Origin of the sequence: Bradyrhizobium japonicum USDA 6, from assembly GCF_000284375.1 — a bacterium.
Classification (GTDB): Bacteria; Pseudomonadota; Alphaproteobacteria; order Rhizobiales; family Xanthobacteraceae; genus Bradyrhizobium; species Bradyrhizobium japonicum.
This window is the reverse complement of sequence record NC_017249.1, coordinates 827,140-847,176: the sequence shown is the minus strand read 5'-3', so window position 1 is coordinate 847,176 and position 20,037 is coordinate 827,140. Positions and strand designations below refer to the sequence as shown.

General features: G+C 64.7%; 20 protein-coding genes. 18 read left to right on the top strand and 2 right to left on the bottom strand.

Features of this window, described 5'->3' with window-relative positions; translation table 11 throughout:
• Window positions 1-74 precede the first annotated feature (74 nt).
• The 3 genes from trpS (at window position 75) to BJ6T_RS03935 (ending at window position 2,459) form a co-directional block, all read left to right on the top strand.
• Window positions 75-1,127, top strand: coding sequence for a tryptophan--tRNA ligase (gene trpS, locus BJ6T_RS03945; protein ID WP_014490985.1), 1,053 nt, complete (start codon window positions 75-77; stop codon window positions 1,125-1,127).
• A gap of 109 nt (window positions 1,128-1,236) precedes the next feature.
• Window positions 1,237-1,731 (top strand): universal stress protein, encoded by a 495-nt coding sequence (locus tag BJ6T_RS03940; RefSeq protein ID WP_014490984.1) that lies wholly within the window; start codon window positions 1,237-1,239, stop codon window positions 1,729-1,731.
• Between the two features lie 158 nt (window positions 1,732-1,889).
• Complete coding sequence (locus BJ6T_RS03935) at window positions 1,890-2,459, top strand: NifU family protein (RefSeq protein WP_014490983.1); 570 nt, start codon at window positions 1,890-1,892, stop codon at window positions 2,457-2,459.
• A gap of 108 nt (window positions 2,460-2,567) precedes the next feature.
• Here BJ6T_RS03935 and BJ6T_RS03930 read toward each other — a convergent pair whose 3' ends face one another.
• Complete coding sequence (locus tag BJ6T_RS03930; protein WP_028169725.1) at window positions 2,568-4,253, bottom strand: methyl-accepting chemotaxis protein; 1,686 nt, start codon at window positions 4,251-4,253, stop codon at window positions 2,568-2,570.
• 306 nt (window positions 4,254-4,559) lie between these two features.
• On the opposite strand from BJ6T_RS03930, the gene tsaB reads away from it, so the two are divergent.
• From tsaB to trmB, 12 genes are all read left to right on the top strand, one after another.
• Window positions 4,560-5,255, top strand: a complete 696-nt coding sequence (gene tsaB, locus BJ6T_RS03925; RefSeq protein WP_014490981.1) for a tRNA (adenosine(37)-N6)-threonylcarbamoyltransferase complex dimerization subunit type 1 TsaB — start codon at window positions 4,560-4,562, stop codon at window positions 5,253-5,255.
• Window positions 5,252-5,737 (top strand): ribosomal protein S18-alanine N-acetyltransferase, encoded by a 486-nt coding sequence (rimI, locus tag BJ6T_RS03920; protein WP_014490980.1) that lies wholly within the window; start codon window positions 5,252-5,254, stop codon window positions 5,735-5,737. Before tsaB ends, rimI begins: the two co-directional genes overlap by 4 nt.
• A gap of 38 nt (window positions 5,738-5,775) precedes the next feature.
• Complete coding sequence (locus BJ6T_RS03915; protein WP_014490979.1) at window positions 5,776-6,231, top strand: Fur family transcriptional regulator; 456 nt, start codon at window positions 5,776-5,778, stop codon at window positions 6,229-6,231.
• Window positions 6,232-6,235: 4 nt separating this feature from the next.
• Window positions 6,236-6,916, top strand: a complete 681-nt coding sequence (locus BJ6T_RS03910) for an HAD family hydrolase (protein ID WP_014490978.1) — start codon at window positions 6,236-6,238, stop codon at window positions 6,914-6,916.
• 181 nt (window positions 6,917-7,097) lie between these two features.
• A complete protein-coding gene (gene miaB / locus BJ6T_RS03905) occupies window positions 7,098-8,492 on the top strand; it encodes a tRNA (N6-isopentenyl adenosine(37)-C2)-methylthiotransferase MiaB (RefSeq protein ID WP_014490977.1) in 1,395 nt (464 codons plus the stop codon).
• Window positions 8,493-8,556: 64 nt separating this feature from the next.
• A complete protein-coding gene (locus BJ6T_RS03900; RefSeq protein WP_014490976.1) occupies window positions 8,557-9,552 on the top strand; it encodes a PhoH family protein in 996 nt (331 codons plus the stop codon).
• A gap of 82 nt (window positions 9,553-9,634) precedes the next feature.
• The gene (gene ybeY / locus BJ6T_RS03895; RefSeq protein ID WP_014490975.1) at window positions 9,635-10,123 is read left to right on the top strand and encodes an rRNA maturation RNase YbeY; all 489 of its coding nucleotides are present in this window, start codon (window positions 9,635-9,637) and stop codon (window positions 10,121-10,123) included.
• Window position 10,124: 1 nt separating this feature from the next.
• On the top strand, window positions 10,125-11,243 hold the full coding sequence (locus BJ6T_RS03890) for a hemolysin family protein (protein ID WP_028169723.1): 1,119 nt from the start codon (window positions 10,125-10,127) through the stop codon (window positions 11,241-11,243).
• The gene (gene lnt / locus BJ6T_RS03885; protein WP_014490973.1) at window positions 11,240-12,853 is read left to right on the top strand and encodes an apolipoprotein N-acyltransferase; all 1,614 of its coding nucleotides are present in this window, start codon (window positions 11,240-11,242) and stop codon (window positions 12,851-12,853) included. Before BJ6T_RS03890 ends, lnt begins: the two co-directional genes overlap by 4 nt.
• Before the next feature lie 220 nt (window positions 12,854-13,073).
• Window positions 13,074-13,487 carry a helix-turn-helix domain-containing protein gene (locus BJ6T_RS03880; RefSeq protein WP_008131807.1) on the top strand — a complete coding sequence of 138 codons (414 nt, stop codon included), beginning with the start codon at window positions 13,074-13,076 and terminating at the stop codon, window positions 13,485-13,487.
• Window positions 13,488-13,573: 86 nt separating this feature from the next.
• Complete coding sequence (locus BJ6T_RS03875; RefSeq protein WP_014490972.1) at window positions 13,574-14,731, top strand: M20 family metallopeptidase; 1,158 nt, start codon at window positions 13,574-13,576, stop codon at window positions 14,729-14,731.
• The gene (gene trmB / locus BJ6T_RS03870) at window positions 14,728-15,438 is read left to right on the top strand and encodes a tRNA (guanosine(46)-N7)-methyltransferase TrmB (RefSeq protein ID WP_014490971.1); all 711 of its coding nucleotides are present in this window, start codon (window positions 14,728-14,730) and stop codon (window positions 15,436-15,438) included. Before BJ6T_RS03875 ends, trmB begins: the two co-directional genes overlap by 4 nt.
• On the opposite strand, the gene BJ6T_RS03865 is transcribed toward trmB, so the two are convergent.
• Window positions 15,435-16,517: a DUF2336 domain-containing protein gene (locus BJ6T_RS03865; protein WP_014490970.1), complete on the bottom strand. Its 1,083-nt coding sequence runs from the start codon at window positions 16,515-16,517 to the stop codon at window positions 15,435-15,437. The two genes, trmB and BJ6T_RS03865, sit on opposite strands and share 4 nt — an antisense overlap.
• A 385-nt stretch (window positions 16,518-16,902) precedes the next feature.
• Between BJ6T_RS03865 and rimP the strand changes: the two genes are divergently transcribed.
• From rimP to BJ6T_RS03850, 3 genes are read left to right on the top strand one after another with little or no spacing between them, the layout of a single operon-like run.
• Window positions 16,903-17,661: a ribosome maturation factor RimP gene (gene rimP, locus BJ6T_RS03860; RefSeq protein WP_014490969.1), complete on the top strand. Its 759-nt coding sequence runs from the start codon at window positions 16,903-16,905 to the stop codon at window positions 17,659-17,661.
• 2 nt (window positions 17,662-17,663) lie between these two features.
• Window positions 17,664-19,274, top strand: a complete 1,611-nt coding sequence (gene nusA / locus BJ6T_RS03855) for a transcription termination factor NusA (RefSeq protein ID WP_014490968.1) — start codon at window positions 17,664-17,666, stop codon at window positions 19,272-19,274.
• 23 nt (window positions 19,275-19,297) lie between these two features.
• Window positions 19,298-19,981: an RNA-binding protein gene (locus tag BJ6T_RS03850; protein ID WP_014490967.1), complete on the top strand. Its 684-nt coding sequence runs from the start codon at window positions 19,298-19,300 to the stop codon at window positions 19,979-19,981.
• The last annotated feature ends 56 nt before the right edge of the window (window positions 19,982-20,037 follow it).

The window sequence follows — 20,037 nt, the reverse complement described above, 5'->3', positions numbered from 1 at the left end:
GCCATCGAATTACCCTTGACGGGGCAGCGCCGCTGTTGGAAACGACGGCCGAATACTTTCCAGGAAGACTTACCATGGCATTCGTTGAACGGGTCTTTTCGGGCGTCCAGCCGACCGGCAATCTGCATCTCGGCAATTATCTCGGCGCGATCGTCAACTTCGTGAAGATGCAGGAAACCCACAACTGCATCTATTGCGTGGTCGACATGCACGCGATCACGCAAGGCGTGGACGTCTGGGGCGGGCCGGTCGAGCTCGCGCGCAACACCCGCGAGGTGACCGCGGCGTTCATCGCGAGCGGCATCGATCCGAAGAAGCACATCGTCTTCAACCAGAGCCAGGTCTCGGGTCACGCCGAGCTCACCTGGATCTTCAATTGCGTCGCGCGCATGGGTTGGCTGGGCCGCATGACCCAGTTCAAGGAGAAGGCCGGCAAGGACCGCGAGAACGCGTCCGTGGGCCTGTTCGATTATCCCGTGCTGATGGCCGCCGACATTCTGCTGTACCGCGCCACCCACGTTCCGGTCGGCGAGGACCAGAAGCAGCATCTCGAGCTCTCGCGCGACATCGCGCAGAAGTTCAACAACGATTTCGGCGACTCGATCCGCAGCCAAGGCGCCAATGACGGCCTGTTCTTCCCGCTGCCGGAGCCGCTGATCACGGGCCCCGCGACGCGCGTGATGAGCCTGCGCGACGGCACCAAGAAGATGTCGAAGTCGGATGCGTCCGACAATTCGCGCATCAATTTGACCGACGACGCCGACACCATCGCGCAGAAGGTGCGCAAGGCGAAGACCGATCCGGAGCCGCTGCCGTCAGAGGAAAAGGGCCTGGAAGCGCGCCCCGAGGCCGACAATCTCGTCGGCATCTTCGCCGCGCTCTCCGGCCGCTCCAAGGCCGACGTGCTCAGAGAATTCGGCGGCGGCCAGTTCTCCAGCTTCAAGAATTCGCTGGTGGATCTGTGCGTCACGAAACTTTCGCCGATCGCCGGCGAGATGAAGCGCCTTGTCGCCGACCCCGGCCATATCGACGCGATCCTGAACGATGGCGCCGACCGGGCCCGCGCCATCGCCGACGAGACCATGAAGCTCTCGAAGGACATCGTCGGCTTCATCCGCCGGCGCTGATTCCCGCGTTTGCGAGACCCGGCCGGCGCCCACTGCACCGGCCGCTTCTCCTCTCCCCAAGCGTGAGGGAGTGTGGCAGCATGCCGTCCGTGCACATTCCGGGACATGCATGACCAGCAAGCGACTTTGCTTCGAGCCGGGTCACAAGCCCAAATGCCTCGTGATCGTCGATGACACCGCCGAATGGGATCGCGCGGTCTACTATGCCAGCCGCTGGGCGATCCGCGCCGGCGGCGGCGTGGTGATGCTGCGCATCATCGAGCCCGAGCAGCAGAGTCAGGAATGGCTAGGGGTGGCCGAGATCATGCGCGCCGAGGCGCAGGAGGCGGCGGAAGCTGCGCTCGACCGCGCCGCCGGCCGCGCCAACGGCATCGCCGCGATCACGCCGGAGCGGGTGATCCGCGAAGGCGATGCAATGGAACAACTGCTCGCGGTGATCGATGAGGACCCTGACATCGCCATGCTGGTGCTCGCCGCCAATCCCGGCGCAGAGGGTCCGGGACCGCTGGTCTCGCTGCTCGCGCATGCGCTGGGCACGTTCCCGGTGCCGGTGACGATCATCTCGGGCGCGCTGAGCGACGGAAGCGTGGATTCTCTGTCGTAGGCACTCTTTCTTACCCTCCAGGGGAGGGCAAGCAAAGCCCAAGCCGCTGAAAATGTTGGACTAATACTCCACTCCCCCTTGACCGTGCGTTCCCCGTCGCCATCTGCTACTGGATAGCTTGCGCGCCGGCCTTGAACCGGCGACGTCTGGAGAAAACCATGTTCATTCAAACCGAAGCCACCCCCAATCCCGCCACGCTGAAGTTCATTCCAGGCCGCGTCGTCGTCGACGGCAGCCCGATGGAATTTTCGAGCCGCGAATCGGCTACGCGCTCGCCGCTCGCCGAAAAGCTGTTCGACGTGCCCGGCGTCACCGGCGTGTTCTATGGATCGGATTTCATCACCGTGACCAAGGCGAACGGTGAATGGCAGCAGCTCAAGCCCGCGATCCTCGGCGCCATCATGGAGCACTACATGTCCGGCGCGCCGCTGCTCGCCGACGGTGCCGCCCCGAGCGATGCCGAGCTCGACGACGAGGACGAGTTCTTCGACGAGGCCGATGCCGAGACCGTCGACATGATCAAGGATCTGATCGAGACCCGCGTGCGGCCGGCGGTCGCCAATGACGGCGGCGACATCACCTTCCGCGGCTTCAAGGACGGGATCGTCTATCTCAACATGAAGGGTGCCTGCTCCGGCTGCCCGTCATCGACCGCGACGCTCCAGCACGGCATCCAGAATTTGCTCAAGCATTTCGTGCCCGACGTGGTCGAAGTCCGGCCGATGTAGGCGAAGTGCCGTAGGGTGGGCAAAGGCGCGCTTGCGCCGTGCCCACCATGCAATCATCACCAAAAGAAGAGGTGGGCACGCTTCGCTGCCCACCCTGCGAGATCTCTCCTACGCCGCCTGGCCGATACTCGCCGCCTCTTCCGCGGCCTTGCGCATGCTCGCCGACATTTCGCTGGTGACGGTGCTCTGCTCCTCGACGGCGGCGGCCGTTGACGACACATATTCGCTGACACCCTCGATCGCCCCCCGGATCGCCCCCAGCGCGGCGACCACGTCGACCGAGATGCCGCTCAGGTTGCCGATCTCCTGCTCGATTCGATCAGCCGCCTGCTTGGCCTGATTGGCGAGGTTCTTCACCTCAGATGCCACCACGGCAAAGCCGCGACCGGCCTCGCCGGCGCGCGCGGATTCGATGGTGGCGTTCAGCGCCAGCAGATTGATCTGGCCGGTGATGCTGCCGATCAGCTGCACGATCATGCTCATCGACTCCGCCGCCTGCGTCAGCCGCTGCGCCTGCTGGTCCGCCGCCTCGACCCGATCGACCGCGGTCGATGCGGTCTCGCGCGAGCGCGTCATGGCTTCCGCGATCTCGCGCACCGAGGCGTTGAGCTCCTCGGCGCCGGCGGCGACCGATTCCATCATGTCGCGCACCTTCTCGCTGCGCTTGCGCGCGATCACCTGGGCGGTGGTGTCGGAGGCGTATTTCACGACCTTGAACGGATTGCCGTTGAGATCGCGGATCGGGTTGTAGGAGGCCTGGATCCAGACCTGCCGGCCACCCTTGCCGACGCGCTGATATTCACCGGACTGGAATTCACCGGCGTTCAGCCTGGCCCAGAAGGCCCGATAGGCTTCGCTGTCGCGCTCGTCGGCGCCCACGAACGTGCTGTGATGCTTGCCGACGATTTCGGACAGCGCATAGCCGAGCGCGCCGAGGAAGTTTTCGTTGGCGGTCAAAACCTTGCCCTCCATGCTGAACTCGATCACGGCCTGCGACTTGCCGATCGCCTCGATCTGGCCGGCGAAATTCGCATTCGACAGCTTCTGCGCGCTGACGTCGGTGGCGAACTTCACCACCTTGAACGGCTTGCCGGTCTCATCGAGGATCGGATTGTAGGAAGCGAGAATCCAGACCTCCTTGCCGCCCTTGCCGAAGCGCTTGTACTCGCCGGACTGGAATTCGCCGCGGCCGAGCTTCGCCCAGAATTCGCGATAGGCCGCACTGTCGTGCTCGCCGCGTCCGACGAACATGCTGTGGTGGCGGCCCTGAATCTCGTCGAGCCGATAGCCCACCGTGGCCAAAAAATTCTCGTTGGCTGTGATGATGGTGCCGTCGAGATTGAACTCGATCACCGCCTGGGCGCGGCCGATCGCGGAGATCTTGCCGGCATCTTCGAGGCTGCGGATCTTGCGCGCGGTGATGTCGGTCGCGAACTTGACGACCTTCACCGCTTTGCCGGCTTCGTTGATGATCGGATTATAGGACGCCTGGATCCAGATCTCGCGACCGCCCTTGCCGAGCCGCTTGTATTCGGCTGATTGATATTCGCCGCGGCCGAGCTGCGCCCAGAACTCGCGATAGGCCGCGCTGCCCCGCTCCTCCGGCATCACGAACATGCTGTGGTGCTTGCCGGCGATCTCGTCGAGCCGGTAGCCCATCGCGTCCAGGAAATTCTGGTTGGCCGTGATGATGGTGCCGTCGAGATTGAATTCGATGACTGCCTGCGACTTGCCGAGTGCAATGACCTGAGCCAAAGCCTCCCTAGCCGAAGAACCGCTTCGCCAAAAAGACATAAATGAACCCTTCCAAATGACCGAACGGGCGCGGCCTGATCTGCCAAAGCGCCGCGTCTGAGTCGTCGTTGACTCACTCTCCCACCCGTTGACGGTGTCATTGGTTTGCTAAGGATTGCTTAAAATGCCAAGATTTCAATAACTTAGCTATCTCTAAGGTTGCAAATTGATGCATCTGCATCGAAAATGGGGAGCGAAAATTTTGTTGGCTTCGCGTCCACGTAGAATTACGGGGCCGATCGTGCGCCTGTCGAGAAATCAAACTTGGACTGGTTCGAGCGCGGCTCGACCGACTAAGCTGATTCGATGCTGATCCTTGCCATCGATACCGCGCTGGAGGCGTGCGCGGCCGCCGTTCTCGACACCGACGCCGGCCAGCTGCTCGCGCAGGAATCCCTTCTGATGAAGCGCGGCCACGCCGAAGCGCTGATGCCGATGATCGCGCGTGTGATGCAATCGGCCGATCTTGCCTTCACCTCGCTCGACCGCCTCGCCGTCACCGTCGGCCCCGGAAGCTTCACGGGCCTGAGGGTCGGCATTTCGGCGGCGCGCGGCCTTGCGCTTGCGGCGAAGCGGCCCGCGGTCGGGCTGACGACGCTATCGGCCTATGCCGCCACCGTCGTCGGCCAGAGCGGAACGGCGCCGGTGATCTCGGCGATCGACGCGCGGCACGATCACGTCTACTTCCAGATCGTGGCCGGCGACGGCAGCCAGCTGGTGCGGCCGAGCGTCGCTCCAATTGACGCGGCGATCGCGGCCTCGCAATTCGGTGCGCCGCATCTGGTCGGCAATGCCGCAAGGATCCTCGCCGATCGCTGGCCGAAGGACGGTCCGCAACCCGTTGCGGTCGACGCCCAGCCCGCGCCCGACATCGGCTGGGTCGCCTGGCTCGGCGCCGCGGCCAATCCCGAAACCACGCCGGCGCGGCCGTTCTATCTGAAGGCGCCCGACGCAAAGCCGGCCGCACAGCCACCGCTCGCCGCACAAGCCGCAACCTCATGATGAAATGGCTTTCAGAATGGTGGCGCGGCGGCACGGCCGCCGTCGAGCCGGCGACCACGCGCGACGCCGCGCGACTGGCGCAGCTGCACGGACAATCCTTTGCCCGCGGCTGGGGCGAAGGCGAGTTCGAGGGCATGATCGGCGAGCGCAACACGCTCGTGCATCGGTTGCGGCTCGGCCGCAAGACCATCGGATTCGCGATCTCGCGGATCGGCGCGGACGAAGCGGAAATCCTCTCCATCGCGGTCGACCAGGCACACCGCGGCCGCGGCCTGTCCGGCACGCTGCTGATGACGCATCTCGGCCACCTCGCGGGGCGCGGCGTGCGCACAATATTTCTCGAAGTCGAGGAAAATAACCAGCCGGCGCGGCGGCTCTACGATCGGGCCGGATTCATGGTGGTCGGACGCCGCGAACGCTACTATAAGCAGCCCAACGGGGAACAATTGAACGCACTTCTGATGCGACGTGACTTGTCGTAACATTGATGGCAGAAAGCGCCCCGTCAGGCAGACACACTATGACTGGACTTAAACCTTCCTCCGCCTCCAAGGCGACCGGCATCGAGGCTCGCTGCGCCGCCACCGGCATGCGCATGACCGAGCAGCGCCGCGTCATCGCCCGCGTGCTGGCGGAATCGGTCGACCACCCCGACGTCGAGGAACTTTACCGGCGCTGTGTCGCCGTCGACGACAAGATCTCGATCTCGACCGTGTATCGCACCGTCAAGCTGTTCGAGGATGCCGGCATCATCGAGCGCCATGATTTCCGCGAGGGCCGCGCGCGCTACGAGACGATGCGCGACAGCCATCACGACCACCTCATCAATCTGCGCGACGGCAAAGTGATCGAGTTCACCTCCGAGGAGATCGAGAAGCTGCAGGCGGAGATCGCCCGCAAGCTCGGCTACAAGCTGGTCGACCATCGGCTCGAGCTCTATTGCGTCCCGCTCGACGACGACAAGCCGACGAATTGATCTAGTGCCCATCGATCTCATCATCTTCGATTGCGACGGCGTGCTCGTGGACAGCGAGGTGATCTCCTGTCGCGCACATGCCGATGTGCTGACACGGCACGGCTATCCCATCACGTCGGAGCAGGTGCTGGTCCGCTTTCTTGGCGTATCCGAGAAGGACGCGCGGCGGATGGTCGAACAGGAAATCGGCCGCAGTCTCCCCAACGATCTGGAGCAGCAGGTGAATGCAGCCACGCTGCAGTTCTACGCCAGCGATCTGCAACCGATCACCCACGTGGCCGCTGCGATTGGCGCAATCGATTTGCCAAAATGCGTTGCGTCGAGCGGCACACCGGAGAAGATCCATCACGGCCTGACCTGTGCCGGGCTCTACGACCTGCTCGCTCCGAACATCTTTTCTGCGAGCCAGGTCGCACGCGGCAAGCCCGCACCCGATCTGTTCCTGTTTGCCGCCGAACAGATGAAAGCCGCGCCGGAGCGGTGCGTCGTGATCGAGGACAGCGTCCCCGGCGTGACCGGCGCCCACGCCGCCGGGATGAGCGTGCTGGGCTTTCACGGTGGCAGCCATTGCCCGCCGGGTCACGCCGAGAGACTGCGCGCCGCCGGCGCCGGATTGACGTTCGACGACATGCGGCACTTGCCGGAGCTGGTCCAGCGGGTCGCGGGGAACACCCTGGCGGGGTGATCCTGCCTCTCATCGTCGTTGCCGGGCACACGCGTGAACCGGAATACGGAGGTTTTGGGCCGAAATCCGGGTTCTCCCGCCTTGCGGGCGCCCCGGAACCACCCCGCTGGGTGTCGATCGCTGGATTTTCGCCCCTCCAGCCTATATCTGAAGGGCGTCCTCCACCTCAATTCCGGGTTCCATGACGCCGCCGCGCAAGCTGCACATCAAATCATATGGCTGCCAGATGAACGTCTACGATGCCCAGCGCATGGTGGACACGCTGGCTCCGGAAGGATTCGTGGAGACGGCCAACGCGGAGGATGCCGACCTCGTCATCCTCAACACCTGCCATATCCGCGAGAAGGCCTCCGAGAAGGTCTATTCCGAGCTCGGCCGGCTGCGGGTCGCCAAGGAAGAGGCCGCGCGCGGGGGCCGGGCGATGCAGATCGCGGTGGCGGGCTGCGTCGCGCAGGCCGAAGGTGGGGAGATCACGCGCCGCGCGCCGGTGGTTGACGTCGTGGTCGGCCCGCAGAGCTATCATCACCTCCCGGAGCTTCTGAAGCGCGCGCGCCACGAAGGCCGTGCGATCGAGACCGAATTTCCCGCAGCCGACAAGTTCGGCTTCCTGGCCCAGCCAAAACCCGATGCGATCCGCGCGCGCGGCATTTCCGCTTTCGTCACGGTGCAGGAAGGCTGCGACAAGTTCTGCACCTTCTGCGTCGTGCCCTATACCCGCGGCGCCGAAGTCTCGCGTCCCGTGGCGAAGATCGTCGACGACGTGAAGCGGCTCGCCGACAACGGCGTGCGCGAGCTCACGCTGATCGGGCAGAACGTCAACGCCTATCACGGCGAGGGACCGGACGGGACAAGCTGGCCGCTCGGCCGGCTGCTCGAACATCTGGCGAAGATTCCGGGCATCGCACGGCTGCGCTATTCGACCAGCCATCCCCGCGATGTCGATGACAGCTTGATTGCAGCCCATCGCGATCTCGGTGAGCTGATGCCGTTCGTGCACCTGCCGGTGCAGTCGGGTTCGGACCGGATTCTCGCCGCCATGAACCGGAAACATACCGCCGATGATTATCGGCGTGTCATCGACCGTTTCCGGTCCGCGCGCCAAGATATTGCTTTTTCATCAGATTTCATCGTGGGCTTCCCCGGCGAAAGCGAGCAAGATTTTCTCGCCACCCTCGCGCTTGTCACGCAAATCGGCTACGCTGCGGCATATTCGTTCAAATACTCCGCCCGGCCGGGAACGCCGGCTGCGGATATGCAGGAGACGGTGTCCCCCGCCGAGATGGACCAGCGATTGGAGCGGCTCCAGGAATTGATCGACAGCCAGCAATCGGCCTTCAACAAGGCCGCGATTGGCTCAACGGTCGATGTGCTGTTCGAGCGTCCGGCCCGCAAGGAGGGCCAGATCGTCGGCCGCACTGCCTTCCTCCAGCCTGCGCATGTGATGGCCTCGCCCGACATCATCGGACAGATCCTGCCGGTCCGGATCGACAGCCTCGAACGCTATAGTTTCCTCGGTGAGCTCGTGACGCCGCGTAACGCACGCGAGCCCGCTTTATCGCAAGCCATTGGAGCCTGAACCCTTGCCAAAAAGCGCATCGGATTCGTCTTCGTTCGCTCCCAGCCGCAAATTTGACCGCGACATGCAAGTTCCGCCCGAGACCCAGGTCGTCATCGACTTCGACGACAATCGCGCCGCTTCCGCGCTGGTCGGCCCCTACGGCCAGCATCTCGCCCAGATCGAGCGGCGGCTCGGCGTCGTGGTCGACTCCAAAGGCAACCACATCACCATCGGCGGCACGCGTGACGGCTGCGACGCCGCGCGCCGCGTGCTGGAGGCACTCTACGCGCAGGCCGTGAAGGGGCAGGATCTCGACCAGGGAGAGGTCGAAGGTGCGATCCGCGCCGTGATCGCACAGGGCTCGCTGTTCGAATTTGACGCCAAATCGGCCAAATCCACCTTCGACAGCATCAATTTGCGCAAGCGACCGGTGCGCGCGCGCACCGCCGCGCAGGATTCCTACATCCGCGCGCTGAAGCGCCACGAGCTGGTCTTCGGCATCGGCCCCGCCGGCACTGGCAAGACCTGGCTCGCGGTCGCGCATGCCGCGCAGCTGTTCGAGCGCAAGGAAGTCGACAAGATCATCCTGTCGCGTCCGGCGGTCGAGGCCGGCGAGCGGCTCGGCTTTTTGCCCGGCGATCTCCGCGAAAAGGTCGATCCGTATCTCCGTCCGATCTACGACGCGCTTTACGACCTCATGGACGCGCGCATCGTCGAGCGGGCGCTCCAGACCGGCGAGATCGAGATCGCACCGCTCGCCTTCATGCGCGGCCGCACGCTGACCAACGCCGCGATCATCCTGGACGAGGCGCAGAACACCACGTCGATGCAGATGAAGATGTTCTTGACCCGTCTCGGCGAGAACAGCCGCATGATCGTGACCGGCGATCCCTCGCAGATCGACCTGCCGAACGGCCAGACTTCGGGCCTTGCGGAAGCGACGCGCCTGCTGGGCGGCGTCGAAGGCATTGCACAAGTTCATTTCAAAGCCGAGGACGTGATCCGCCACGAGCTCGTGGCGCGGATCGTCGCCGCCTACGAAGGTTCGCCGCAGCGGCCGGCCACCGGTAAATCGTAACGAGACAACAGCCGGACCAAACGGGCGCGGACAGGGCGTCCTTTGGTTCCGAACAAACAAGATGTCACATCCAAACCTTCCCATGACCGAGGTCCTCGTCGTCGCCGATTGCTGGCAGCGCGAGCCCGATTCCGAAGCGGTGATCCAGCGTGCGGTGGCGGCCGCCGCCGAAAGTGTCGACGAGGACGTTGCCGACGCCGAAGTGGCCGTGATGCTGACCGATGATGCCGGCATCCGCACGCTCAACAGCAACTGGCGCGGCATCGACAAGCCGACCAACGTGCTGTCGTTCCCCGCGCTCCAGCCGGAGGGCGAGTGGAAGGAAGGCGATGCGCCGCGCATGCTGGGCGACATCGCGATCGCCTACGAGACCATGCGGCGCGAGGCGGACGAGGAACAGAAGCCGTTCGATCATCATTTGAGCCATCTCGCCGTGCATGGTTTCCTGCACCTGATCGGCTACGACCACGACAACGATGGCGACGCGGAGGAGATGGAAGCGCTCGAACGAGAGATCCTGTCTCATCTCGGCATACCCGATCCCTATGCAGACCGCCCGGGGACTCATTGAGATGCCCGATTCCGACCCTATTCACGACAATCCGCGCAATACCGCGAATTTGCCGGTCGTGGTGACATCAGGCGAGGTGATGCGGCCGACCGCGGAAGGCTGGCTGCTGCGTGCCATTCGCACCCTGTTCGGCTGGAAGGCGGGATCGGTGCGCGACGATCTCCAGGTCGTGCTCGACGCCACGACGCCTGACGACACCGGCTTCTCGACCGTCGAGCGCACCATGTTGCGCAACATCCTCGGTCTGCACGAGCGCCGCATCGCCGACGTCATGGTGCATCGTGCCGACATCATCGCAGTGAAGCGCGACATCCCGCTCGGCGAATTGATGGACCGCTTCGAGAGCGCCGGCCACTCGCGCCTCGTCGTCTACAACGAGACGCTGGACGACCCCGTCGGCATCGTCCACATCCGCGATCTGCTCGCTTTCATGACTGCGCGCGCACGGGTGTCGGAGGCCACGAAGACCAAGCGCAAGAAGCCGCTGCCGGCCGGCCTCGACCTGCGTACGGTCGACCTGGCGCTACCGCTGCAGGATGCGCGCATCATCCGCAAGCTGCTCTACGTGCCGCCGTCGATGCGGGCGATCGACCTGCTGGCGCAGATGCAGGCCACGCGCATTCATCTGGCGCTGGTGGTCGACGAATATGGCGGCAGCGACGGGTTGGTCTCGCTCGAGGACATCGTCGAGCAGATCGTCGGCGAGATCGACGACGAGCACGACAGCGACGAGCCGCCCTCGATCGTGCGGCTGCCCGACAACGCCTTCATTGCAGACGCCCGCGCCAGCCTCGACGACGTCCGCACGGTGATCGGCGAGGATTTCGTCACCGGCGAGGCGGGCGAGGAAGTCGAGACGCTCGGCGGCTATCTCGTCAGCTTCGTCGGGCGCCTGCCGGTGCGCGGCGAGGTGATCTCCGGCCCCGGCAATTACGAGATCGAGGTGCTCGATGCCGATCCGCGCCGCGTCAAGCGGCTGCGCATCTCGACACGGAAGGAGCGCCCCGCGCCGCGTACCCAGCGCGAGAGCCGCCGCCGCGAGGCCGCGCCTGAGAGCGGTCAACCGCCTTCCAGCGACACGCCCGTCCCGCCGCCAAGCGACGGGACCGGTTCGCAGTGACTTCGTTCCAGCGGTTTCGGCAGATTGCGCTTGCCATCATCCTCACCTGGGGGTGGAAGCGTGCGCTCATCGCGATGGGATGCGGTGCGCTGTCGGTGCTGGCGCTGGCGCCATTCAATGTCTTTCCGGTGCTGTTCATTACCTTCCCGGTGCTGGTCTGGCTGATCGACGGCGCGGGCGCCGGACGATATCGCGGCGTCCCCGCCGCGGCACTGACGGGCTATTGGTTCGGGCTCGGCTATTTCGTCCCCGGCCTCTACTGGACCGGCTACGCCTTCTTCGTCGACGCCGACGTGTTCGCGTGGCTGACGCCGTTCGCCGTGCTTGGCCTGCCGGCCTATCTCTCCATCTTCACCGCGATCGGATTCGCGCTGGCCCGCCTGCTCTGGACCAAGGATGCCACGCGCATCCTCGCGCTCGCCGCAAGCCTCACCATCGCCGAATGGCTGCGCGGTCACGCATTGACCGGCTTTCCCTGGAACGCCTTCGGCTACGCCCTGTCCGAGCCGCTGCCGCTGGCGCAGACGGCGTCGCTGATCGGCCTGTGGGGCATGACGTTCCTCAGCGTCGCGATCTTCGCAAGCCCGGCGGCGCTGATCGACCGCACGCCCGATCGCCGCCCGGCATGGCGCGCGCCGGCGGCTGCGATTGCACTTCTGATTGTCATGAGCATCTTCGGCGCGATCCGCCTGTCGCTGCATCCGACCACGATGGTCGCGGGTGTGAAGCTGCGCCTGATGCAGCCGGACCTCCAGCAGGACGCGAAATTCAACTACGCCGCCAAGGCGGAGGTGATGAAGAAATACCTGGCGCTGTCGGACCGCGCCTCGGGACCGCAATCCACCGGCGTGCGCGATGCCACCATCCTGATCTGGCCGGAATCCGCCTTTCCGTTCTTCCTGACCCGCGAAGCCGACGCGATGGCGCAAATCGCCGAGCTGCTGCCGAAGGGCACGGTGCTGATCACGGGCTCGGTCCGCGCCCCCGACCTGCCGCGGGGCACGCCGATCACGCGCGCCTACAACTCGATCTACGTGATCGATCACGACGGCAGCGTGCTCTCGGTCTACGACAAGCTGCACCTCGTGCCGTTCGGCGAATTCCTGCCCTACCAGGACCTGATGGAGAAGCTCGGCTTCGAGCAACTCACGCGCGTGCGCGGCGGCTTCATTCCCGGCAGCGTGCGACACGCGCTATCGGTGCCCGGCGCGCCGCCCGCGCTGCCGCTGATCTGCTACGAAGCAATTTTTCCAGGCGAGGTCGCCGGCCGCAATGAGCGTCCGGGCTGGATCGTGAACCTCACCAACGACGGCTGGTTCGGCATGTCGACCGGTCCCTATCAGCATCTCGAGCAGGCCCGGATGCGTGCGATCGAGCTCGGATTGCCGCTGGTCCGGTCCGCCAATACCGGCGTGTCAGCGGTGATCGATCCGGTGGGACGAACCGTTGCCAGCCTTGGCCTCGGCGTCGAAGGCATTTTGGATGCAAACCTGCCCGCCGCAATTCCGCCGACCGTCTATGCGCGGGTGGGCGACGTGCCCGCAGCCATGCTCGTTGCGCTGGCCGTGATTCTGGCGGTCCGCCGACGTGTTGCCAAACGGCACCCCTGATCACGCCCTCGCCGCCGCCGTGGCCGGAATCCTTTGACAACCGTAGTCCCACGGTTGACAGACTGCACACGGGTTCCTCATTCTGCATCCACTGCGAAAGACAGTGGGCGTTGCTAAATTTCTCCGCAATGTTTCCCAATAACAGGGTTTGATTTTGACGATGCTGGCACCGGAGGCATTCTTGTGATTGCGCCGAAGGTGATGTTTGGAGGCTGAGGAAATGTCGAAAGCGCCCAACCCTGTTGACAAATATGTCGGCAGCCGCGTGCGTATGCGCCGCATCATGTTGGGCATGAGCCAGGAAAAGCTCGGTGAAGCTTTGGGCCTGACTTTCCAGCAGATCCAGAAGTACGAGAAGGGCACGAATCGCGTCGGCGCGAGCCGCATCCAGCAGATCGCCGAGATCCTGCAGGTGCCCGTGTCGTTCCTGTTCGAGGGCGGACCGAGCGGCGTGGCTGGCCCGGACGGCTTCGCCGAAGGCGCCTCGCCTTCCTATGTCTCGGACTTCCTCGCGACCTCCGAAGGTCTCGCTCTGACCAAGGCGTTCACCCGAATCACTGATTCGAAGATGCGCCGCTCGATCGTCGATCTCGTCGAGCAGATCGCCGCCCGCGAAGGTCCCGACAAACGCTGACGCGACGGCTCAATCCGATTTGAGACTGCGTCAAATCTGGCCTATGTCGTCATTTGCGGGCGCGTTTTTGGTGCGCGCCCTCTTCGATGATCCGGTTCAAAGGCACAGATGCGTTCATGACCAAGTCCAATTGGTTCGATTCACAAACCATTCTCGATGGCATCCGCCGCTGGGTGGAGATCGAGACGCCGACGGACACACCTGAACAGGTCAACAGGCTGATCTCCGTGGTCGCGGAGCAATACCGCGATCTGCCGGTTACGCTCGAGCGCGTCGCCGGCGTCGATGGCTGCGGCGATCATCTCGCTGCACGCTCGACCTGGGGCCAGGACCGGCCGGGCATTTTGGTGCTGAGCCACCTCGATACCGTTCATCCCATGGGATTCATCGAGCGCCTGCCGTTCAAGGTCGAAGGCGACAGCGCGTTCGGTCCCGGCATCTACGACATGAAGGGCGGCGCCTATATCGCCCATCACGCCTTTCGCGCGCTCTGCGCCGCCGGCGATCGCTCGCCGCTCGGCATCACCCATTTGTTCACCTCCGATGAGGAGATCGGCAGCCCGACCTCGCGCAAGCTGATCGAGGCGGAAGGGCGCAGGGCCAAATACGTGCTAGTGACGGAGCCCGCGCGCGACGGCGGCAAGATCGTCACCGGACGCAAGGGCGTCGGACGATTCGAAGTCTTCATCAAGGGTGTGCCCGCACATGCCGGCACGCGGCCCCAGGATGGCCGCAGCGCGATCCGCGAGCTTGCCAACGTCATCCTGGCGCTGGAGGCGATGAACGATCTGGCACGCGGCGTTACGGTGAATGTCGGCGTGGCGCGCGGCGGCACGCGCCCCAACGTCACGCCGGAGGAGGCCTATGCCGAAGTCGACCTGCGCGTGCCGAGCTTTGCCGATGCGGAAGAGTTCGTCGGCAAGATCCTCGGGCTGACATCGAAGACGGATGGCGTCACCGTCAAGGTTACGGGCGGGCTCAACCGTCCGCCCTATGAGAAGAGCAATGCAGGCGCCTCGCTGTACGAGCATGCGAAGTCGCTTGCCACCGAGATCGGCTTCGAGCTGGTCGACACCCACACCGGCGGCGGCTCGGATGGCAATTTCACCGCCGCCCACACCGCAACGCTCGATGGACTCGGCGTCGACGGCAAGGGCGCACACACCCATTATGAGCAGATCTACGTCTCGTCGCTCGAACCCCGCGCGCGGCTGCTCCATCGCCTGTACCAGACGCTGCGATGAGCGAACGAAAATCAGACCCCGATCGCGATGACAGCGAGCGCGCCTTCTTCGGGCGCCGCAAGGGCCACAAGCTCAGGCAGCACCAGGCCGAGCTGATCGATCATCTGCTGCCGCATCTTTCGCTCGACATCGCGGGCGAGAAGCCGACGAATGCCAACGAGATTTTCGGTCCCGCGGCGGACGATGTGCGGCTCGAGATCGGCTTCGGCGGCGGCGAGCATCTTGCGGCGGAGGCCCAGACCTTCGCCACGACCGGCTTCATCGGCTGCGAGCCCTATGTCAACGGCATGGCAAAGATCCTCGCGCAGATCGAGGCCGCCAATATCGGCAACATCCGTCTGTTCGCGGGCGATGCCGCCGAGCTCCTGGCCTGGCTGCCGCCGGCATCGCTGTCGCGGATCGACCTGATCCATCCCGATCCCTGGCCGAAGCGGCGGCACTGGAAGCGGCGCTTCGTCCAGGACCGCACCATCGCTGCGATGGCACGCGTGCTGAAGGCGGGCGGCGAATTCCGTTTCGTCTGCGACATCGACGATTACTGCGCCTGGACGCTGTCGCATCTGGCGCGCTCGCAGGATTTCGTCTGGCTCGCCGAACGCGCCGACGATTTCCGGCAGCCATGGGCGGGCTACACCATGACGCGCTACGGCCGGAAGGCCACGCGCGAAGGGCGCAAGACGACTTACTTGCGGTTCAGGCGGCGCTAGATCGTCTGGCGGTTGCGCCAGAATTTCACGACGCGCTCGGCCGTCGACGGCATCAGGCGCGTGAAGTTCACGCGCGCCTGCTCGAGATCGGCATCGGCCGGCGTGCGATGCGGGCCGTACCACATCAGGATCAGCGCGCGCACCGTAGGCCAGCCGAGATTGAGCACGCGGCCCAGGATCAGGATCGGATCGTAGCGGTCGCCGGCGACCAGGCGATCGAGGATCGAGAGGCGGACACCGGACATCGCCGCGAGCGAGGCGATCGATTCCTCGTATTTGAGCGCCTTGGCGAAGCCGAGCAGCGCGCTCTCGCCGAGATGACCCTCGCGATGCAAGGTCAGCACCGTGCGCTGTGCCGCCGAGAAATCGCGGCGCGGCCCCGGCGGCAGCGCGGCCTCCTCGATCGCCGCCATGGCGCGCTTGATCTCGGCCTGGCGCACGGGATTGACCACGCTCGAGAGGCGGCGGCGGATGACGTCGAGCGTGCCGTCGAGCAGCTGTTTCAGGTGCTCGCCCGAGAGATCGTTGCGCTGGCCGATCTTGAGCGTCAGCACGCCGTCCTGCGACGCACGCTTGATCAGCTCGGAATAGCTGCCTTGCGAGAACACCGCACCGGCATTGCCCGCGGCGCGGCGCACCACGTCGCGATCGCCGCGCTCGACCAGCACGTCGGTGATGGCAGCTGACAGTACCGGGCGCTCGGTCATCGCCAGCAGATGGCCCTGGCCCTTCAGCCGCGCGATCTCGACGAGCGCGGCGTCGTCGAGCACCAGCGAGCGGCGCAGCACGGGGCCCGCCACCATGATCTCGTTTTCACGCGCGAGCTGGCTCACCAGATGCGGCGGCGCATTGTTCAGGCGCGAGAAGCGCTCGGCGAGGTCGACGCGCGAGGCGAGCTCGGCATGCGGAACGAGATCGATCAGCAGATTGTCGAAGAGATCGACGAGATCGGGACGGAGCTTCTCGGCGTCCTGGAAGAACAATTGGGCGATGGCGCGCGCAATCTCGCCGCGACGCCGGGGGTCGCCGCGTTTGACGATCTCGTCCAGTCCGGGAATGAGCGACGTGGCAGCGGTCATGAAAACGCAACTCGTACAGGGCACGCCGCGGGTGCGCCCTTGGTCCAAGCCGCCCCACAATCAGGGAATTTAGGCCTGCTAGATGAAGGAAGCGTTGCGCGGGGGGCCACAGGCCGGGCCGCAAAAAGCCTCGTCTTTCCCGCGATGGGCCTTGTCCGGGAGGACGGAAAGGGCTATATCAGCGCCAATTCATCTTCTCATACGATCCGCGTAGTGAGAGTGGGCCCGAAAGGACCCGCTCTTTTTTATTACCTGAACGCGGCTTGGTGGAAGATATGCGGCCCGGCGAGCTGCCGGGATAAAGAGTTCCGAAACAGGCTCTGCAAATCCTGACCTGTTCAAGTCCTTAACCAAGCCTTAACCATCGAGCGCCTTGACCCCTGATATGACCGAACCGAACACTGGTTCCACGGATGCCGAGTTGCTGGCCGAGCCGAGGCTCGTGGTCGAGCCGGGCGTGGCGGCACGTGTGTCCGCGGTCGCAGCTCCGGTGCTCGAGGGCATGGGCTACCGCCTGGTGCGGATCCGCATCTCCGGCGAGGCCGGCTGCACCGTGCAGATCATGGCCGAGCGGCCAGACGGCTCGATGCAGCTCGAGGATTGCGAAGCGATCTCGCGGGCGCTGTCGCCGGTGCTCGACGTCGCCGACCCCATCGATCGCGCTTATCGGCTGGAAATCTCCTCACCGGGGATTGACCGTCCATTGGTACGCCGATCGGATTTCGAGCGTTATTCCGGCCATCTGGTGAAGATCGACATGGCCGTCGCCCATGAGGGACGCAAGCGGTTCCGCGGCACGCTCGGTGCCGTCGAGGGCGACCGCGTGCATCTGCGTCGCGACGACGCCAAGGCGAGCGACAATCCCGACGTTCTCCTGACGATGGAGGACATCGGTGAGGCACGCTTGGTTCTGACCGACGAGCTGATCGCGGAATCCATGCGCCGCGGCAAGGCCGAGGAGCGCCAGATGCGCCGCGATCTCGGCATCGAGCCGCCGGCTGCGCCGCACGCGGAGATCAGTGCGAAGACCACCAAGAACACCAAGCCGCAAAAGAAGAAGCCGGCCCCGACCAATACGAAGAAGCACCGCCTGGCCGCCGAACGCGCGCGGCGGGGCGAGATCGAGCCTGACGAAGGAGATTAGCCATGGCAGTCAGCGCCAATCGACTTGAACTGCTCCAGATCGCCGATGCCGTCGCGCGCGAGAAATCGATCGACCGCGGCATCGTCATCGCTGCGATGGAAGACGCCATCGCCAAGGCGGCACGGGCACGTTACGGCAGCGAAACTGACGTTCATGCCGAGATCGACCCGAAGAAGGGCGAGCTGCGGCTGTCGCGCCACATGCTGGTGGTCGAGAAGGTCGAAAATCATTCCAACCAGATCTCGCTGGTGGATGCGCAGCGCGCCAATCCCGGCGCCCAGGTCGGTGACACCATCGCCGATACGCTGCCGCCGCTGGAATATGGCCGCATCGCCGCGCAATCGGCCAAGCAGGTGATCGTGCAGAAGGTACGCGAGGCCGAGCGCGACCGGCAATATCAGGAATTCAAGGACCGCATCGGCGACATCGTCAACGGCGTCGTCAAGCGCGTCGAATATGGCAGCGTGATCGTCGACCTCGGCCGCGGTGAAGCCATCATCCGCCGCGACGAGATGCTGCCGCGCGAAGTGTTCCGCAACGGCGACCGCGTCCGCGCCTACATCTTCGACGTCCGTCGCGAGACCCGCGGCCCGCAGATCTTCCTCTCCCGCACCCATCCGCAGTTCATGGCGAAGCTGTTCGCGCAGGAAGTGCCTGAGATCTATGACGGCATCGTCGAGATCAAGGCGGTGGCCCGCGATCCCGGCTCGCGCGCGAAAATCGGCGTGATTTCCCGCGATTCCTCGGTCGATCCGGTCGGCGCCTGCGTCGGCATGCGCGGCTCGCGCGTGCAGGCGGTGGTGAACGAGCTGCAGGGCGAGAAGATCGACATCATTCCGTGGTCGCCCGACATCGCGACCTTCGTGGTCAACGCGCTGGCGCCGGCCGAAGTCTCCAAGGTCGTCATCGACGAAGACCGCGAGCGCATCGAGGTCGTGGTGCCCGACACCAACAACCAGCTCTCGCTGGCGATCGGCCGCCGCGGCCAGAACGTGCGTCTGGCCTCGCAGCTCACCGGCTGGGACATCGACATCCTGACCGAGCAGGAGGAATCGGAGCGCCGCCAGGCCGACTTCGAGAACTCCACCCGCGTCTTCATGGAATCGCTCAATGTCGACGAGGTGGTCGGCCAATTGCTGGCGTCCGAAGGCTTCACCTCGGTCGAGGAACTCGCGATGGTGGACCTGAAGGAACTCGCCGGCATCGAAGGCTTCGACGAGGAGACCGCGCAGGAGCTCCAGAACCGTGCCCGCGAATATCTCGAGCAGCAGGAGGCCGAGATCGAGGCCAAGCGCAAGGAGCTCGGTGTCGAGGACGCCGTCAAGGACGTGCCGGGCGTCACCTCCAAGATGCTGGTGAAGTTCGGCGAGAACGACATCAAGACGGTCGAGGATCTCGCCGGCTGCGCCACCGACGATCTGGTCGGCTGGACCGAGCGCAAGGAAGGCGGCGAGCAGACCAAATTCCCTGGTGCGCTCGACGGTATCGACATTTCCCGTGACGACGCCGAAGCCATGATCATGCAGGCCCGCGTCAAGGCCGGCTGGATCACCGAAGCCGATCTCGCGAAGCCCGCCGAAGAGGCCGAGGCGACCGAAGATCAGCCGGCTTAAGGACGAAGGAGAATGTCGCCCGGATGCTCGCAGAAACTGACCACGATCTCGACCATGGACCGCGGACCGAAAGGTCCGCGACCATGCGGATGTGCGCGGTCAGTCGCGAGGTCCGGCCGATCGACGAGCTGATCCGCTTCGTCATTTCGCCGCAAGGCGACATAGTTCCCGATCTCAAGCGCAAGCTGCCCGGACGCGGCATGTGGGTCACCGCCTCGCGCGAGGTGGTTGCGGAAGCCGTCCGGCGTCACCAATTTAGCAAAGCCTTCAAGCGCGAGCTGCGCACTCCCCAGACGCTTCCCGCCGACATCGAGGCGCTCCTGGTCCGGAGCGTGACGGAAGCCCTTGGGATTGCCACCAAGGCGGGCCAGATTGTGGCCGGCTTCGGCAAGGTCGAAAGCGCCCTGCGGGAAGGCACGGTCGAGGTCCTGATCCATGCCAGCGACGGGGCCGCGGACGGAATCCGCAAATTAGACATGCTGGCACGTCAAAATGACGGGAATCGCGGCGCGAAGCCGCAGATTCCCGTCGTCACTGCGCTGAAATCGATAGAATTGGATTTGGCACTTACCCGGTCAAATGTGATACATGCTGCCCTGCTCGCGGGCCCGGCGAGCAAGTCATTCCTGTCACGTAGCCAGATGCTGGTCCGATACCGGATGGCGGACGATGACAAGACTGCCGAAAAGCCCGGCCAGGATTTCTGAGAGACAACGACGACCCGATAGGACGGTGCGGCAACGCACAATGCTAACAGATCAGG

Coding starts and splice junctions, on each gene's coding strand:
- BJ6T_RS03865 (WP_014490970.1), bottom strand. CDS start 16,517: ATGACCGCTGCCACGTCGCTCATTCCCGGACTGGACGAGATCGTCAAA.
- BJ6T_RS03890 (WP_028169723.1), top strand. CDS start 10,125: ATGCCCGATTCCGACCCTATTCACGACAATCCGCGCAATACCGCGAAT.
- BJ6T_RS03875 (WP_014490972.1), top strand. CDS start 13,574: ATGATCCGGTTCAAAGGCACAGATGCGTTCATGACCAAGTCCAATTGG.
- trmB (WP_014490971.1), top strand. CDS start 14,728: ATGAGCGAACGAAAATCAGACCCCGATCGCGATGACAGCGAGCGCGCC.
- miaB (WP_014490977.1), top strand. CDS start 7,098: ATGACGCCGCCGCGCAAGCTGCACATCAAATCATATGGCTGCCAGATG.
- rimP (WP_014490969.1), top strand. CDS start 16,903: ATGACCGAACCGAACACTGGTTCCACGGATGCCGAGTTGCTGGCCGAG.
- BJ6T_RS03930 (WP_028169725.1), bottom strand. CDS start 4,253: ATGTCTTTTTGGCGAAGCGGTTCTTCGGCTAGGGAGGCTTTGGCTCAG.
- BJ6T_RS03915 (WP_014490979.1), top strand. CDS start 5,776: ATGACTGGACTTAAACCTTCCTCCGCCTCCAAGGCGACCGGCATCGAG.
- ybeY (WP_014490975.1), top strand. CDS start 9,635: ATGACCGAGGTCCTCGTCGTCGCCGATTGCTGGCAGCGCGAGCCCGAT.
- BJ6T_RS03880 (WP_008131807.1), top strand. CDS start 13,074: ATGTCGAAAGCGCCCAACCCTGTTGACAAATATGTCGGCAGCCGCGTG.
- tsaB (WP_014490981.1), top strand. CDS start 4,560: ATGCTGATCCTTGCCATCGATACCGCGCTGGAGGCGTGCGCGGCCGCC.
- BJ6T_RS03900 (WP_014490976.1), top strand. CDS start 8,557: ATGCAAGTTCCGCCCGAGACCCAGGTCGTCATCGACTTCGACGACAAT.
- rimI (WP_014490980.1), top strand. CDS start 5,252: ATGATGAAATGGCTTTCAGAATGGTGGCGCGGCGGCACGGCCGCCGTC.
- BJ6T_RS03940 (WP_014490984.1), top strand. CDS start 1,237: ATGACCAGCAAGCGACTTTGCTTCGAGCCGGGTCACAAGCCCAAATGC.
- BJ6T_RS03850 (WP_014490967.1), top strand. CDS start 19,298: ATGCTCGCAGAAACTGACCACGATCTCGACCATGGACCGCGGACCGAA.
- BJ6T_RS03935 (WP_014490983.1), top strand. CDS start 1,890: ATGTTCATTCAAACCGAAGCCACCCCCAATCCCGCCACGCTGAAGTTC.
- nusA (WP_014490968.1), top strand. CDS start 17,664: ATGGCAGTCAGCGCCAATCGACTTGAACTGCTCCAGATCGCCGATGCC.
- trpS (WP_014490985.1), top strand. CDS start 75: ATGGCATTCGTTGAACGGGTCTTTTCGGGCGTCCAGCCGACCGGCAAT.